Raw genomic sequence first — 16,416 nt, 5'->3', positions numbered from 1 at the left:
ACCGTAGTTTTTTTAGTCTACATAAAGTTTGGATTGATTATTCAACCAACTATAAAGAAGTCCAATAAAGAGACCGCCACCAACGTAGTTTCCTAGTCCAGAAAAGAGGAAATTGCTTAATACACTTAATAGGTTCATTCCCTCAACTGGTCCACCATTTGAGAAGAAGGCTAAAGAGAAGAGAGAGAAGTTTGCGATGACGTGCTCATATCCCAAGAAAGCAAAGATAAAGATGATGAAAATAACGGAAATGAGACGTCCGGCATCATCTTTGATGCGTAAGAAGGTAAATACGCCGATATTCACAACAATATTAGCAAAGATTCCTTCAATAAACTGGGTAAGAGGTGTTTTTTCTAGTTTTGTCACTGTCGCTTCAAATAGGTAGCTATGAGCATCAACGTGCTGATAAGGCAGAGTCAGTGAGACCATGTAACAAACAAGGACAGCGCCGATGAAATTGAAAAGGATACAGGTTGCCAACATCTTGAGGGCTGTTTTAGTAGGAATTGTTTTTCGGTGAATGGCAACAGTCATATACATCATGTTGGATGTTCCAAGTTCGGCATTCATATATAAAATCATGAGTAATCCCCAACCAAACATCAAACCGTAGCTAAATTTTCCGAGCCCTTCTGCGACGTGGTTTAGTTTATCTGCCGTATAAAGAGAAATGACAATCCCCAAACCTAGATAGAGGCTGGCTAACATCGATCGAACAGCGTAGGCAGAAAAGCTGTGTTCAAACAAATCTGCTTTTTTCTTAATGCTTTTTTCAATTGTATATAGTAGTGTATCTTGGGTAGCTCCCATCCTAATCTCCTCACTTTATCTACTACTTTTTTCGAGTAAACGTTTTCATTTTATCGAATAGCTTTACTTTGTTTATTATACTTGATAAAATGGTTGTTGTCCAAAATAATTCAACTTTTGAAAGGAAATTTAGAAAAATATGGATGTTACATGGACAGTGAAATATATCACTGAATTTATTGCGACTGCACTCCTCATCATCATTGGTAACGGTACAGTTGCAAACGCTGACCTTAAAGGCACTAAGGGAAACAACTCTGGTTGGATTCTCATTGCGATTGGTTATGGTTTGGCAGTTATGATGCCAGCATTGATGTTTGGTAATGTTTCTGGAAACCACATCAACCCAGCCTTCACCCTCGGATTGGCAGTATCAGGCCTCTTCCCATGGGAACATGTTGCACAGTATATCGTTGCTCAATTGTTAGGTGCAATGTTTGGTCAATTGGTTATTGTAACGGTTTATAAACCATACTTTATGAAAACGGAAAATCCAAACCATATTTTGGGTTCATTCTCAACGATCGACGCGCTTGACAATGGTACAAAAGAAAGTCGTAAAGCGGCAACGATCAATGGTTTCTTGAATGAGTTTGTTGGTTCATTTGTATTGTTCTTTGGTGCTCTTGCTTTGACTAAGAATTTCTTTGGTGCAGAGCTTGTTGGTAAAGTCATTGAACAAGGTTACGACAAAACAGTTGCTGAAACAATGGTTGCGCCATATACATCAGGTTCACTTGCTGTTGCTCACATTGGAATTGGTTTCCTAGTTATGGCTCTTGTGGCTGCTGTTGGTGGACCAACAGGTCCTGGTCTTAACCCAGCGCGTGACCTTGGTCCACGTATCGTCCATGCCCTACTTCCAAAATCTGTTCTTGGTGAAAACAAGGCTGATTCAAAATGGTGGTATGCTTGGGTTGGTGTATGTGCTCCAATTCTTGCTGCAATTGTCGCTATTGCACTTTTCAAATTATTGTATCTTTAATAGTGAACCCGATTCGTCGGGTTTTTCTTTTTTGTTTTATGGATATTGAGGTGATTCGGTTGTCTGCTCTGCTATTTTCCTAGAAACTATGCTACAATAAAGCTAGAAAAAACCGGAAAAGAGGCTAGAATATGTCAGATGTTATTGCTTTTGGTTATGGAAGCAGTCGAGCGGAGATGCAGCTCAAGCGACTCAATCGTCATGGGATCATCGCAGGTGCGACAGGTACAGGGAAGACCGTAACCTTAAAGGTCTTGGCAGAGCAGTTGAGTGATGCGGGCATTCCAGTCTTCCTATCAGATATCAAGGGCGACTTGAATAGTTTGATTGCGGCCAATGCCAAGGAGATTGATCCTAGTCGTCTGGAGAAGACCCACTATTCAGATTATAGTCCAGTTGCTTATCCAGTTGAGTTGTGGGATGTCTTGGGGGAAAATGGGACTCCTGTCCGCATGACTATTTCAGAGCTGGGGCCTGTCTTATTGACGCGCTTGCTGGGCTTGAATGATACTCAGGAGTCCATCTTGAACATCGTTTTTAGAGTGGCAGACGAGCGTGGCCTTCTCTTGATTGACTTAATGGACCTGCGTGCTATGCTCAATTTTGTAGCTGAAAATGCAGCAGAGCTGAGCCAATATTATGGAAATATTCCAGCTCGTTCGGTTGGTGCCATCTTGCGTAGCTTGGTTGTTTTGGAGCAACAAGGTGGTAAGATTTTCTTCGGTGAGCCCAGTCTTGACATTGCTGATTTGATGCGTACAGCAGAAGATGGCCTTGGAGTTATCAACGTCCTTCAAGCTACTGAGTTATTCAATCAACCAACTCTTTATTCGACAGTCCTTCTCAGCCTTTTATCAGAACTCTATGAAGTGCTACCTGAGGTGGGCGATTTAGACAAGCCTAAGATGGTCTTCTTCTTTGACGAGGCTCATGTTCTCTTCAAGGACGCTCCAAAAGTTCTTCTTGAAAAGATTGAATTGATTGTTCGTTTGATTCGTTCAAAAGGTGTTGGTGTCTTCTTTGTAACGCAGAATCCGACGGATATTCCTGATAGCGTGGCAGCTCAGTTGGGCAACCGCATCCAACATGGTCTTCGCGCCTTTACACCAAAAGAGCTCAAGACAGTCGCGACTGTTGCCGAAACCTTCCGTCAAGAAGGTGGGAAGGATTTGGCTAAGGTCATTCAGGAATTGCAGGTAGGTGAAGCGGTTGTGTCTACTCTGCAAGCTGACGGGACACCAAGCTTTGCGGATCGAGTATTGATTTACCCTCCAAAGAGTATGCTTGGAACGGTGGAGCCAAGCGCCCTTTTGTCAGTCATTAATAATTCTCCTTTGATGGAAAAATATGCTGACGCGGTCAACCGTGAATCTGCCCATGAGCAGATTTTAGCCATGACAGAGGCTAAAGAAGCTGAACTCATCAAAAAAGCAGAGCAGGCCGAGGAGGAAAAACAGGCGGAAAAAGAAGCTCAGGAAAAGGCAAAATTGGAAGAAAAAGCACAGAAAGAAGCGGCTAAAGCTGCTCAAAGAGCCAATCAACCAACCAGCCGAAAAACCGATTCTGTAATGGATCGCTTTACCAAAAACTTGATGAGTCAGGTTGGTCGGGAAGTTGGGCGCGTGGTGACACGTGGTATTATGGGTATGTTAAAAGGGAAGTGAGAGTCATCTCCTTCTTTTTTTACTTCATACTTAGAGACAAACTTCTTGCATTCTAACTGTAAATTCGTTATGATAGAAATAAATCACTAGTTAGTACAAAAAGGAGTAAGCGATGCCGAATCAATTGGAAGAACTATTGGCAAATTATATTCCTCAACCTTTAGGCGAAAAACGATGTTTTTCAGTCCTCCTACCATTGGTTTGGTCAGAGAATCAATGGCAGGTTCTATATCAAGTTCGCAGTGAATCAATCTCTCAGCCTGGAGAAGTCTCATTTCCTGGTGGAGGAGTTGAGGAAGGAGAAACACCACAGCAAGCAGCTGTTCGGGAGGCTGTGGAGGAACTAAATATTCAACCAGAACAAATTGATATACTTGGAGAAATCGATTATTTGGTCTTTGAGCGCTCGACCATTCATTGCTTTGTAGGACGGTTAAATCTGGATTGGATGACTATCGTCCCTAACGAAGAGGTTGCTCGGATATTTACGGTGCCATTATCCACCCTGCTGACAATCCAACCTGTTTATTATCAATTGGATTCTAAAGTCGTTCCAGAATGTGATTTTCCTTTTGAACGATTAAGAGGAGGAATTAGTTACCCATTTAGTTATCAAAAGCGCTCTATTCCATTCTATGAACAACTTCCTGAAAATATATGGGGAATGACAGCTCAATTTACCCACAGATTCACTGAAATTATTAATCAACAAACTTCGCCGTAAAGTTGGCGGAGTTTTTATTTTTCTGTACGGATAGATAGCAGGTTCCTAAGTGCAGGGGAGTTAAACTGGTGAAAAAGATATAATAGAACATTGACAATATACCCCATAGGGTATATAATGATAAAAAAGAATATTTAGGAGTACCTCATGTCTAAAAAAATTGTTATTATTGGTGGAGTTGCGGGTGGTGCAACAGCTGCAACGAGGTTGCGTCGTTTAAATGAAGAGGACAAGATTGTTCTATTTGAAAAGGGAGAATATATTTCTTTCGCGAACTGTGGACTTCCCTATCATGTTGGCGGAGTTATTAAGGAACGCGAAAATTTATTGCTTCAGACAGTTGATGGAATGAATCAACAATATGGATTGGATGTTAGGAACTTTTCAGAAGTGCTAGAAATCAATCCGCAGAGTAAAAGTGTAACAGTGCTAAATCATCAAACAGGTGAACGCTATATCGAGTCATATGATCAGCTCATTATTTCCACTGGTGCAAAAGCGATTGTGCCACCGATAGTTGGTATAGAAGAGGCTGATAATGTCTTTCGTTTACGAAATATTCCTGACATGGACCAAATAAAGGCATATATCGCAGAAAACCAGATTGCAACAGCAACCGTTGTTGGTGGTGGGTTTATCGGACTTGAAATGATGGAAAATTTAGTGGAATTAGGAATTCAGGTTCAGTTGATTGAGATGGCCCCCCAAGTTATGCCGACAATTGATATAGAAATGGCACAACTCATTCATTCGCAGATGAACATCCATGGTGTTAATTTGATTTTAAATGATGGCCTAAAGGAGTTTCGACAAAATGGAAGAGAGTTACTTCTAACCAGTGGCAAAACCCTTCAAACAGATATGACTATTTTATCAATCGGAGTCCTACCTGAAAATACGTTGGCTAAGGTTGCTGGGCTTGAATTGGGCTATAAAGGGGGCATCAAGGTTAATCAACAATTGCAGACGAGTCAACCTGATATCTATGCCATTGGTGATGCAATTGAAGTCATTGATTTGGTTAGTGGTCAGCCGACCCATATCCCACTTGCATGGCCAGCCAATCGTCAAGGAAGATTGGTTGCTGATATCATCAACGGTAGTGATGCAGGATATTTCGGTACACAGGGAACAGCTGTTGCTAAAGTGTTTGAATTAACTGTAGCTAGCACAGGAAATAGTGAGAGATTATTAAAACAAGCGGGTATTGAATATGAAACGATCCATATTCATCCAAATTCACATGCAGGTTATTATCCGGGAGCATCTCCAATTGCCCTAAAACTCTTGTTTGGAATAGATGGGAAAATATTAGGAGCCCAAGCAATTGGGACAGAGGGTGTAGAAAAACGGATAGATGTGATTGCGACTGCCATGCGTTTTGGAGCACGTGCAGACCAACTAGCTAGTATTGAATTATCTTATGCTCCACCCTATTCATCAGCCAAAGATCCAGTCAACATGCTGGGGTATACTGCTGATAACATCCTCTCAGGGAAAGTAGCTACTTTCCAATGGTCACAAGTTGATGAATTGATAAGTAATAATGCCTTTTTATTGGACGTTCGAGAAGAATTTGAACTAGCAACTGGTACAATAGAGTCTAGTCACCACATACCTCTAAATCAATTGCGCCAACGGTTGGGAGAACTTCCCAAAAATCAACCGATATATGTTTACTGTCAAGTAGGACATCGTGGCTACAATGCTGCACGCATATTAAGTCAAGCAGGATTTGATGTAAAAAATCTTGATGGTGGCTATAAAACTTATAAAACTGCTCATTATCGCATAAAACCACTAGATTATCTATCTTTCAATCAGACAAGACATAAAAGTGAAGACCTTAAAGAGCCTTCAGAAATCATACATCTAGATGCCTGTGGCTTACAATGTCCGGGACCAATTTTAAAAGTGAAAGAAAAAATAGATAAGATGTCTATTGGTCAAAAAATGGAGATTGAAGCAAGTGATTTTGGCTTTGGTGCAGACCTTGCAGCTTGGTGTCAAAATACTGGAAATACTCTACTATCAAACAAGATTGAAAATGGAAAGGTTCTTGCCACAATTGTGAAAGGGAAGTCTTCTATTTCTGAGAGCGAGATGAAAAATCTACCGTCGTTAGGGCAAGAGGGAGTTTTAAAGGAGACAAAAGATGGTGCAACGATGGTTGTTTTCAGTGGTGACTTGGATAAAGCTTTAGCCTCAATGATTATTGCTTCTGGTGCAGCTGCATACGGGAAAAAGGTAACGATTTTCTTCACCTTCTGGGGCCTATCTATTCTTAAGAAACAAAAGGTGAAAAAGTCAGGCTTGGCCAAGTTATTTGATATCATGTTACCTTCCAAAGCGAATAACTTACCACTTTCTCAGATGAATATGGGAGGAATGGGAGCATCGATGATCAAATACATTATGAAGCAAAAAAATGTTGATTCTCTTCCTGATATGATTGAGCAGGCACATCAATTGGGTGTTAAATTTGTGGCTTGTACGATGAGTATGGATTTAATGGGGATAGAAAAAGAAGAATTATTTGATTTTGTTGAGTATGGCGGTGTAGCAACCTTTATCGGGGACAGTGAACAGGCAAATATGCAATTATTTATTTAGAAAAAAATCGGATGGAAACATTCGATTTTTTATTGTACGTGTATTAAACAATCCTGAATGTATACTATGAGTAAGAACCCAATTGAGTAAGACCCCAATTTGAAAAGTTTAGAGGTGGATAGAGTTAGTTAAAAAATAGATAGAACTGTATATAAAATTGCCAGTGATACAAAATTCATTATTGTTTGTAACTTTTCTGAAAAACATTTGTAATAATGATACCAGTTTTTAACATTAAAAGTGACAATATATGTTAAAATTATATATGTTCACTTTGAAGGGAGAAAAAATGGAATCAATATTAGAAATAAAGAATGTTACGAAAATTTTTGGAAAAAAACAGAAACAGGCATTGGAAATGGTTAAACAAGGAAGAGCCAAAACAGATATTTTGGAGAAAACCGGTTGTACAGTAGGTGTTTATGATGCAAGTTTCGAGGTGAAACAAGGTGAAATATTCGTTATTATGGGTTTATCTGGTAGCGGAAAATCGACCCTCATTCGCCTGATTAACCGTTTGATTGAACCAACATATGGTAGTATTTACATTGAAGGACATGATATTGCAAAAATGAATCAAGATGAATTAAGGCAAGTTCGTCGTCATTCCGTTAATATGGTTTTTCAAAAATTTGGACTTTTCCCGCATAAAACTATTCTTGAAAATACGGAGTATGGGTTAGAAATTAGGGGTGTGGATAAGGCTGATCGACAGAAATTGGCCGAACAAGCACTAGATAATTCCTCACTCTTACCTTTCAAAGATCAATACCCTGATCAATTATCTGGTGGGATGCAGCAACGAGTAGGTCTTGCAAGAGCTTTGGCCAATAACCCCGATATATTATTGATGGATGAGGCATTTTCGGCCTTGGATCCACTCATTCGGAAAGAAATGCAGGATGAATTATTAGACCTACAGGAAAAAGTTCAGAAGACCATCATCTTCATCACACATGATTTAAACGAAGCCTTACGTATTGGGGACAGAATTGCTCTCATGAAGGATGGTAAGATTATGCAAATAGGGACGGGTGAAGAAATTTTAACCAATCCTGTTAATGAATTTGTCAGTGAGTTTATCGAAGATGTCGATCGTTCAAAAGTGTTAACAGCTCAAAATATTATGATTAAGCCGATTACGACAAATATAGATATTGATGGCCCAAAAGTTGCCTTGAGACGGATGGACACAGAAGAAGTGAGTATGCTTCTTGCTGTCAATCGCCAAAGAAAATTACTAGGAGTCATTTCGGCAGATGCGGCATTTAAGGCAAATGCAAAACAGCATAGTTTGATTGACTATATTGATACGGATATTCGTACAGTCTCAAAAGATACCTTGCTAGAGGATATTTTACCTCTAATTTATGATTCGGCAGCACCTATTGCAGTTGTTGAAAACGGTCGTTTGATAGGGGTGTTAATTAAAGGTCGTGTCATCGAAGCTCTCACTAAACAAGGAATTGAAATAGAAGAATAGGAGATCAGTGTGGATAATATATTACAAAATAGCTTACCGATTAAAGATTTGGTAGACAAAGGAATTGACTGGCTGACCGAGCATTTAGCAGGACTTTTTAAAGTCATTCAAGTAAGTGGTGACGCGATGATGAACTTCGTTTCAGATACTTTGAATGTAATTCCTCCCTTACTTTTACTGATTGTGATTCCTGCCCTTGCTTACTATGTTTCTAGAAAAAAAGGTTTCACCGCTTTGACGATGTTGGGGTTGCTGTTCATCTATAATCAGGGATTATGGGAAGAAATGCTATATACATTCACTTTGGTGCTTGTTGCAAGTCTAATCTCTGTTCTATTAGGTATCCCCTTGGGTGTTTGGATGGCTAAGAGCAATCGTGCCAAATCAATCATTAGCCCGTTGTTGGACTTTATGCAGACCATGCCAGCATTCGTTTATCTAATCCCTGCCGTTGCATTCTTTGGGATTGGAATGGTTCCAGGGGTCTTTGCTTCCGTCATTTTTGCCTTGCCGCCAACTGTTCGATTTACAAATTTGGGAATTCGTGAGATTCCAGAAGAATTGATAGAAGCATCAGAATCATTTGGATCAACCGATCGACAACGCTTGTTTAAAGTAGAGCTACCCTTAGCAAAAAATACTATTTTTGCGGGAGTGAACCAAACAATCATGCTCGCTCTTTCTATGGTCGTTACTGCTTCGATGATTGGTGCTCCGGGTTTAGGAAATGGAGTTTTATCTGCTCTACAACATGCAGAGATTGGTGCAGGTTTTGTTTCAGGTCTAGCACTGGTTGTATTAGCTATCATTATTGATCGCTTTACTCAGTTTTTAAACCATCCGAAACGGAAAGCTGCTAAGCAATCAACATTTGCAAAGTTCCTTGCTCCAATCTTGCTAATCTCATTTTTGGTGACTGGTATTACTCAATCCTTCCTAAAGGCCACCACATCTGATAAAAAAGAAATCACCCTTGCCTATGTGGAGTGGGACTCCGAGGTGGCTTCTACAAATGTTTTAGCAGAGGTATTAACATCTCAAGGATATGATGTCAACCTCATCTCATTGGATAATGCAGTAGCTTGGAAATCAATAGCAGAAGGAAATGCGGATGCTTCTGTCTCTGCATGGTTGCCGGCAACCCACCAAGCACAATATGAACAGTATAAAGATCAACTGGTAGATTTGGGCGCAAATTTGTTTGGTACCAGTCTTGGCCTAGCTGTGCCAAGCTATATGGACATCTCGACAATTGAGGAATTGACCTCACAGGCCAACCAAACGATTATCGGAATTGAACCTGGGGCTGGAATTATGGCAGCTGCTGACTCCGCAGTCAATGAATATGCGAACTTATCCACGTGGTCATTGACCGCCTCTTCAACAGGTGCTATGGTTACCTCTTTGGAACAAGCATTGAAAAATGAAGATGATATCGTGGTTACGGCTTGGATGCCTCACTGGATGTTTGCTAAGTACGATTTGACATTATTAGAAGATCCTATGGGAGTATTTGGTGATGCGGAAGAAATCCATACCATTGTCAGACAAGGTCTGAAAGAGGATCAGTCAGATGCTTACAACATTATTGATCAGTTCAATTGGGAACCAGAAGATATGCAGGCTGTCATGTTGGCAATTTCAGAAGGCAAGACTCCTCGTCAATCTGCAAGAGATTGGATAGAATTAAATCCTGATAAGGTAAAAGAATGGTTGGATTAAATTCATTTATTTTTACTTGAGGGTAACATCGAGGAATGACAAATGGCGCAATCGTCTTATTTTAAGAAAAGCTGTTGTTTGATGAAAATCCTATCTCAATTAATATGCTTGGAAAACATCTAAACAGTACCCGTTCCTTAATAAATTTTATTTTTAAAAATGCACATAGTTTGAAATTAACTATATGCATTTTTATATGGCTTAATAAAAGTGCTATAATTAATTGACAATAATTTGAAGTTGTTTTATACTTACTGAAGAGATAAATCAAAATATTTTGATATGAGGTGAGTAATATTAAAGATTTTTCAACGGATGCTCAATTGTTTAAAGCTCTGGCAGATGAGAAACGCTTGCTAATCCTAGATTATTTAAAAAAAGGTGAAACCTGTGCTTGTGTACTTATTGAGAAATTGGGGATTGCTCAGTCGGCCTTGTCTTATCATATGAAAATTTTATGTCAGTCAGGGATTGTTGTTAGTCGTCAAGAAGGGAAATGGAGACACTATAGCGTGAGTTATCAAGGTCGTAATTATGCCCTGAGTCGTCTTGGTCAACTAACGAATTTTGAGGTTGAAACTATAGGACAATGTCATTGTAATCGGAAGTCATCATAGAATGGCTTTTGATTTAACAAAACATATCAATGATTTTTGATATAAAAAGGAGTATGATCATGTGGAGGTTTATTCAAGAACAAATTCTTGGAATGAAATGGTTAAATGAAGGTGTTGGAAAGTTATTGTCGCTGATTGGGATTGATATGACGACTCGACTTGGAGGAGCTTTTCAGTTTTTCTTTTACGATGTTATCAAAATTACCATTTTACTATGTGTCTTAATTTTTTCTATATCCTATATTCAAAGTTATTTCCCACCTGAAAGAAGTCGTAAGATTCTAAGTCGGTTTGATGGTATTTCTGCCAATATTGTATCAGCTCTATTGGGGACAGTTACTCCATTTTGTTCTTGTTCTTCCATTCCTTTGTTTATGGGTTTTACCAGTGCGGGACTACCCATTGGTGTGACTTTCTCGTTTTTAATTTCCTCTCCGATGGTTGACCTAGGTAGTTTGATTCTTCTGATGAGCATCTTTGGAACAAAGATTGCATTTATTTACGTGCTGTTTGGCTTAGTAATTGCAGTTTTGGGTGGTACTTTTATTGAAAAACTCGGCATGGAAAAATATGTTGAAGATTTTGTGAAAAATGCCCATGTGCCTTTTTTAGAAGAGGAGAATTTAACATTTCGAGATAGATTTAATTTTGCTAAGGAACAAGTTTCTGAAACATTTAAAAAAGTTTTTCCTTATATTCTAATAGGGGTAGGAATAGGGGCTTTTATTCATAACTGGATACCGGAGAATTGGGTGACTAGCACTCTGGGAAATAGGAATCCATTCGGGGTTATCATAGCAACCTTTATTGGAATACCTATGTATGCAGATATTTTTGGGTCAATTCCTGTAGCAGAAGCCTTGTTGGAAAAGGGAGCACAATTGGGAACGGTATTAGCCTTTATGATGGCGGTTACAACTCTCAGCCTACCTTCCCTAATCATGTTAAAGAGAGCTATAAAGCCACAACTTTTAGCAGTATTCATTGCGATCTGCACTTTTGGAATTATCCTAGCAGGTTATTTATTTAATTTATTGCAAACAATTATTCTTTAGGAGGAAATATAGATGTCACAAGTTTTATCAAACCAGATTGTGTTTAAGGTTCTAGGTTCTGGGTGCAAGAAATGTAATTTATTAGAGGAACATGTTCAACAGGCCTGTATTGATGAAGGGATAGATGTTACAATCGAACATGAAAGGGATTTTTCTAAGATTGCTGCATATGGTGTTATGTCTACTCCTGCTTTGGTATTAAATGAAAAAGTTGTTGCTTCAGGAAAAGTCCTCTCTGTGAATGAAGTTAAAGAGATTATTCAGGAGGAGATTGTTGATGCCTAAGCCTAAAGTAGCCTTTATTTGTGTTCATAATTCTTGTAGAAGTCAAATGGCCGAAGCCTTGGCCAAAAAATATTATTCGGACTATTTTGAAGCTTATTCGGCAGGAACGGAAACAAAACCACAAATCAATCAAGATGCAGTCCGACTAGTAAAAGAAAAGCATCATATCGATATGGAAAGGACACAATATTCTAAGTTACTTGATGAACTACCACCCATTGATATTGTTATAACAATGGGGTGTAACGTGGACTGTCCATATCTACCTTGTCATCATAGAGAAGATTGGGGTTTAGATGATCCGACTGGAAAAGCTGACAGTGAATTCTTAAGTGTTATGGCACTAATAGAAGAAAAATTATTTGAACTTTCAAAGTCAAAGGTTTTAAGTGATATTGATAAGTGATTAGAAATTTGTTGTGTAAAGGAGAAGTAGTGATCGTTAGCATTACTAATGTACTAATGTATTGTATGCCCCTTGAATCAATCTTCTTTACTAACAAAGGTATATCTCTTAATGACCTTAAATTCTACCTTATCTAAACACCCTTATGCACAAATCAATCTAAAACTCTTATCAGTTAAATTTCAGAAAGCAAAAAAAGATGAGTTCCGTCACTCATCTTTTTCTACTCTTTTGAAAATGTAATATCCATTTTGTATCCCTCCTATTTATCAAAAATAAAAAATATTTTCAAATTTCTCATCCAATGCAATACATATGATAAGTGCTAATTTTGCTTTAGGTGAGTAAACTCCGTTTTCAATTGAGGAAATAGTATTTCTTGATACACCGACTAACTGAGCAAGTTGTTCTTGTGATAGATTCTTTTTCCTTCTGTATAAGTTTAAATTATTTTTTAATATCAATTCTTCTTTTTTCATGCTATAACTCAGCCTTCATTAATTTTCGATAATCAAAAAGTTGCTACATAACAAATTATAAAAAAGACTGAAAGTACAAAATAAAAAATAATTAGAAACATAGAACCTATTTCTTTATTTCTTTTATACTTAACTATTTCCTTGCTTGTTAACATTACGAAATAGACTACCCATAATTCAAATCTCACTGAAGAAGTAACAACAATTTGTATAGTTGATAAAATACAGCAACAAATTAAACCTGCTGTAGCAGCCACACTCCATCCTAAATTTATAATTTCATTTTCAAATAAATCTTTATTTTCATTTCTACTTAATTCCAAAATCTTATCTTTATCCATTATTTTACTCCTCCTTTTTAATGACAAGCTAACTTGTCATAAGTATATTCCTTTACTACAAAAAAGTCAATAAATTGCATGCAATATGTAGATATAAATATTGTGCTTCGGATTGTAAAATAAAATGAAAAGGCAACACTTTTCTGTACAAAATTTATAAAGTGTTTTTGTTAAACGATTGCTCTTTTAGTCATGGGTGTTTGGTAATTTAGTGTGCTGTGGATGCGATGGTGATTCCACCAGTGGACATAATCCTTAGTTTTAAGGGTTAATTCTTCCAAAGAGCGGAAGTTTTCTTGGTTGATAAACTCCAGTTTGAAGGAGCGATAGGTACTCTCAGCTACCGCATTGTCATAAGGACAATCCGCTTGACTCAGCGAACGTGTGATGCCAAAGGCTTTTAACATCTCATCAATCAAGGCATTATCAAACTCCTTACCACGATCAGAATGGAAGAGTTTGACCTTGGTCAGGGCGTAGGGAATGCTTTGAATGGCTTCTTTGACCAAGTCAGCAGTCTTGTGCCAACCAAGAGATAGGCCAATAATTTCACGGTTGAAGAGGTCAATGATCAAGCAAACGTAAGCCCAACGATTGGCAACACGAACATCGGTTAAGTCCGTCACAAGGGTTTCCAATGGTTTTTGTTGGTTAAACTGTCTCTCTAAGAAATTCGGAACTGGTGCTTTATTCTTCCCTTTAGAATGCGGTTTGAAGGTAGGCTTCTGGTAAACAGAAACCAAATTCAATCTCTTCATGATGCGATGAATCCGACGGCGAGACAAGGTGATCCCTTGTGCTTCCAGACATTTCTTAATCTTCCTAGCGCCGTATCTGGACTTACTGTCAAGAAAAATGCGCTTCACCATTTCTTCAAGTTGTGCCTCAGATACTGGCACTACAGCTTTGTAGTAATAGCTAGAGCGAGGAATCTTCAACCAACGACACATGGCTGAAATGCTGTATTTATCCTTGTTAGCAGTGATTATTTCCCTTTTCGTGCCATAATCACTGCCGCTTGCTTTAGAATGTCTAATTGCATTTCGAGCTCTTATTTCGTTTTCTGAGTTCTATCAACTCACGTTGTTTATCTGTCAGATTATCGACAGTTTTAAAGGAACCAGTTGTTCTTGCTTGTTTCACCCACTTATCGAAGGTTGAGGGTGTTAAATCATATTCTTTGATCAGTTTACTGCGTTTTCTACCTGCATTGTGCAAGTCAACGATTTGTTGTTTGAAGTCATCTGTGAAGTAACGGCGAATTTTTCTAGACATATCTGTTCTCCTCTTTTCTTTAGTGTAGAACACTTTATTCTTCTGTCTAGTTTAGTGTAACCTATTCAGTCCGAACGATTCCAATGAGTCCTGAGGTTAAGAAGGTTCTACGTCACTATATTGACAGAAATAAGTTACAAGCTCAATTCAATCCGACTTACCAAGATTTAGGTTATCTTTTTACTAGAACCTATATCAGGGCAGGAAATCGTCAAGGCTCTCCCCTTTATCACAACGAACTCTCACAATTCCTGAGAGGCAGTTCTAATCAGTCAGCAAAACAAAACAAGAAAGCAGGCAAGCCTTATAAGGACATTGATACTTTCCTAGACTTTGGCAGACCGATTCATGTCATCCCTCATATGTTTCGCCACAGCTTTATCTCTATTATGGCAAGTGAAGGCATTGACCTTCCCACTATTCGAGAATTTGTCGGACATTCAGAGGATTCCAAGGAGATTGAACGTGTCTATCTCCATGTGATTAAGAAACAAAAAGATACCATGAGGGGAGCGATTGAAAAACTAGAAAAGTTGATTAAGTAACAAACGTTAAATTCTAATCAGAAAAAGCCTAGAAATATTGATTTCCTAGGCTTTCTTTGTATAGATTTACTTAATTTCCACGAGTGTAAGATGTGGGTATGATAGGTAAGATGATTTTTAAAAGTATTAATCGCATTTCTGGTTTTCCAACTAACTGTAGGAAGTATGGTATGTCTTATAAGTTAAACAGACTCTGTTCAGACAAAATCATATTCTAAGCAGGAGACAAAGCCTAGATATATGTTTCTCATAGGTTCTGTATATTCGAAGTGATAATGCCTATTTTAAACCCTCAAATCTATCCATTTTAATTTGCGGGCTATTAATCCCCTTTTCTTCAAGGTATTTTTTCATTTTATCAAGGTCGTCAGGTCGACCGCATAATAAATATGTAGCATTGTTACCATATTGTTTGATGCTTTCTGCAAGCTGCTCTTGACTTTCGGAAAGGCTAGTACTGGTTTCATAATTAAAGTTCTCTTTTTGAGTGGATAGTTCGGTCATTTCCTTATCAAAAACCGTCACTCCCTTATCTAGATGACTTAAGGTAACGGGGCGACTACCAGACCATTCTCTGATAATGGGACGTATTGCTGAAATTCCAACATCAGATGCGAAACAAACAATAGGTTCTTCATTATCTTCGATTGACAGATGTGACTGTATCCAACTTATCTCAACTTTGCTATTGATTGGTAAACTAGTCAAAGTTTGCTTATAGAAACTACCACTGTTGTGTGTTAAAATAAGGATCTCGTCATCGCTAGTACTGGAAGCAATAGTTAACCACCGATTATTTTGTTCATTTTCCTTCATATCTGGTAATGTAAACTTGGCGAATGAACCAGATTTCCAGGTTAGGTTATTGGGTTTCGTCAAATGAATAAGATATAGGTGTTCACTGGGATTTTCGATAGACTTAACTGATAAAGACTGACTTCTTCCAAGAAAGGCGATACCTCCCCATACAGTGAGAGCAAGTATAGCTACAGCAATAAGAATAATCGTTATCATTTTTTTACCTCTTTTCATTGTTTTCCTCATTTCCAAAATGTTATAGATAACCACACAGCTAAAGCAATTATTGGTACGAATCCAATTACCTTAATAATTAAGTCTGTGTCAGGCAAACTGTAAATATAAACTATAGTCGTTAGTGCTGCCATCCAGATTCCGGCAACAGACAAAATAGAAGGCAGGTTACTAATCATACATAGCCCAGTAGCTAGCAAAATCATACCACCAGTCGCAAAAGACATAAAGTCTGGACTCGCTAAATTGATTGGCTGTAGAGTGATTCCCCAGATAATAACCAAGATGCCAATAACTGTAAAAGAAATTCCAGTAATAGTTAATTTGTTCATGATATTTACCCCCACATATGAATGAATGTAAAACTATATTCATTC

The 16,416-nt window shown here is 38.2% G+C and carries 15 protein-coding genes and 2 pseudogenes; 11 read left to right on the top strand and 6 right to left on the bottom strand.

Going from position 1 to position 16,416, the window contains the following annotated elements:
- Positions 1 to 12: 12 nt before the first annotated feature.
- Positions 13 to 813: a formate transporter gene (locus tag D2A30_08980; GenBank protein ULL21688.1), complete on the bottom strand. Its 801-nt coding sequence runs from the start codon at positions 811 to 813 to the stop codon at positions 13 to 15.
- Between the two features lie 139 nt (positions 814 to 952).
- On the opposite strand from D2A30_08980, the gene D2A30_08975 reads away from it, so the two are divergent.
- The 10 genes from D2A30_08975 (at position 953) to D2A30_08930 (ending at position 12,367) form a co-directional block, all read left to right on the top strand.
- Complete coding sequence (locus D2A30_08975) at positions 953 to 1,798, top strand: aquaporin family protein (GenBank protein ID ULL21687.1); 846 nt, start codon at positions 953 to 955, stop codon at positions 1,796 to 1,798.
- A gap of 131 nt (positions 1,799 to 1,929) precedes the next feature.
- The gene (locus D2A30_08970; protein ID ULL21686.1) at positions 1,930 to 3,462 is read left to right on the top strand and encodes a DUF853 family protein; all 1,533 of its coding nucleotides are present in this window, start codon (positions 1,930 to 1,932) and stop codon (positions 3,460 to 3,462) included.
- 112 nt (positions 3,463 to 3,574) lie between these two features.
- Positions 3,575 to 4,186: a CoA pyrophosphatase gene (locus D2A30_08965; GenBank protein ID ULL21685.1), complete on the top strand. Its 612-nt coding sequence runs from the start codon at positions 3,575 to 3,577 to the stop codon at positions 4,184 to 4,186.
- Between the two features lie 147 nt (positions 4,187 to 4,333).
- Positions 4,334 to 6,799, top strand: a complete 2,466-nt coding sequence (locus D2A30_08960) for a pyridine nucleotide-disulfide oxidoreductase (protein ULL21684.1) — start codon at positions 4,334 to 4,336, stop codon at positions 6,797 to 6,799.
- 289 nt (positions 6,800 to 7,088) lie between these two features.
- Positions 7,089 to 8,282, top strand: a complete 1,194-nt coding sequence (locus D2A30_08955) for a glycine betaine/L-proline ABC transporter ATP-binding protein (GenBank protein ID ULL22027.1) — start codon at positions 7,089 to 7,091, stop codon at positions 8,280 to 8,282.
- A 9-nt stretch (positions 8,283 to 8,291) separates the two neighbouring features.
- Positions 8,292 to 10,004 carry an ABC transporter permease subunit gene (locus D2A30_08950; protein ULL21683.1) on the top strand — a complete coding sequence of 571 codons (1,713 nt, stop codon included), beginning with the start codon at positions 8,292 to 8,294 and terminating at the stop codon, positions 10,002 to 10,004.
- Positions 10,005 to 10,300: 296 nt separating this feature from the next.
- Positions 10,301 to 10,621, top strand: coding sequence for an ArsR family transcriptional regulator (locus tag D2A30_08945; protein ULL22026.1), 321 nt, complete (start codon positions 10,301 to 10,303; stop codon positions 10,619 to 10,621).
- A 59-nt stretch (positions 10,622 to 10,680) separates the two neighbouring features.
- A complete protein-coding gene (locus tag D2A30_08940; protein ULL21682.1) occupies positions 10,681 to 11,676 on the top strand; it encodes a permease in 996 nt (331 codons plus the stop codon).
- Positions 11,677 to 11,688: 12 nt separating this feature from the next.
- On the top strand, positions 11,689 to 11,961 hold the full coding sequence (locus D2A30_08935) for a thioredoxin family protein (GenBank protein ULL21681.1): 273 nt from the start codon (positions 11,689 to 11,691) through the stop codon (positions 11,959 to 11,961).
- Entirely contained in the window at positions 11,951 to 12,367 is a 417-nt protein-coding gene (locus D2A30_08930) for an arsenate reductase ArsC (GenBank protein ULL21680.1), read from the top strand. Before D2A30_08935 ends, D2A30_08930 begins: the two co-directional genes overlap by 11 nt.
- A 269-nt stretch (positions 12,368 to 12,636) precedes the next feature.
- Here D2A30_08930 and D2A30_08925 read toward each other — a convergent pair whose 3' ends face one another.
- The 3 genes and pseudogenes from D2A30_08925 to D2A30_08915 form a co-directional block, all read right to left on the bottom strand.
- Complete coding sequence (locus D2A30_08925; protein ULL21679.1) at positions 12,637 to 12,846, bottom strand: transcriptional regulator; 210 nt, start codon at positions 12,844 to 12,846, stop codon at positions 12,637 to 12,639.
- Between the two features lie 32 nt (positions 12,847 to 12,878).
- Positions 12,879 to 13,187, bottom strand: coding sequence for a hypothetical protein (locus tag D2A30_08920; GenBank protein ID ULL21678.1), 309 nt, complete (start codon positions 13,185 to 13,187; stop codon positions 12,879 to 12,881).
- Between the two features lie 170 nt (positions 13,188 to 13,357).
- A pseudogene (locus D2A30_08915) lies at positions 13,358 to 14,462 on the bottom strand (IS3 family transposase).
- Between the two features lie 65 nt (positions 14,463 to 14,527).
- Between D2A30_08915 and D2A30_08910 the strand changes: the two are divergent.
- Positions 14,528 to 15,007, top strand: a pseudogene (locus tag D2A30_08910) (site-specific integrase).
- 279 nt (positions 15,008 to 15,286) lie between these two features.
- On the opposite strand, the gene D2A30_08905 reads toward D2A30_08910, so the two are convergent.
- Both D2A30_08905 and D2A30_08900 read right to left on the bottom strand, forming a co-directional pair.
- Positions 15,287 to 16,039, bottom strand: a complete 753-nt coding sequence (locus D2A30_08905) for a ferredoxin reductase (GenBank protein ULL21677.1) — start codon at positions 16,037 to 16,039, stop codon at positions 15,287 to 15,289.
- Positions 16,040 to 16,047: 8 nt separating this feature from the next.
- On the bottom strand, positions 16,048 to 16,371 hold the full coding sequence (locus D2A30_08900; protein ULL21676.1) for a hypothetical protein: 324 nt from the start codon (positions 16,369 to 16,371) through the stop codon (positions 16,048 to 16,050).
- Positions 16,372 to 16,416 lie beyond the last annotated feature (45 nt).

It is taken from the genome of Streptococcus suis (genome assembly GCA_022354845.1).
Classification (GTDB): Bacteria; Bacillota; Bacilli; order Lactobacillales; family Streptococcaceae; genus Streptococcus; species Streptococcus suis_AA.
Note: the sequence above shows the minus strand (reverse complement) of the source record. Positions and strands in the feature narration are given on the sequence as shown.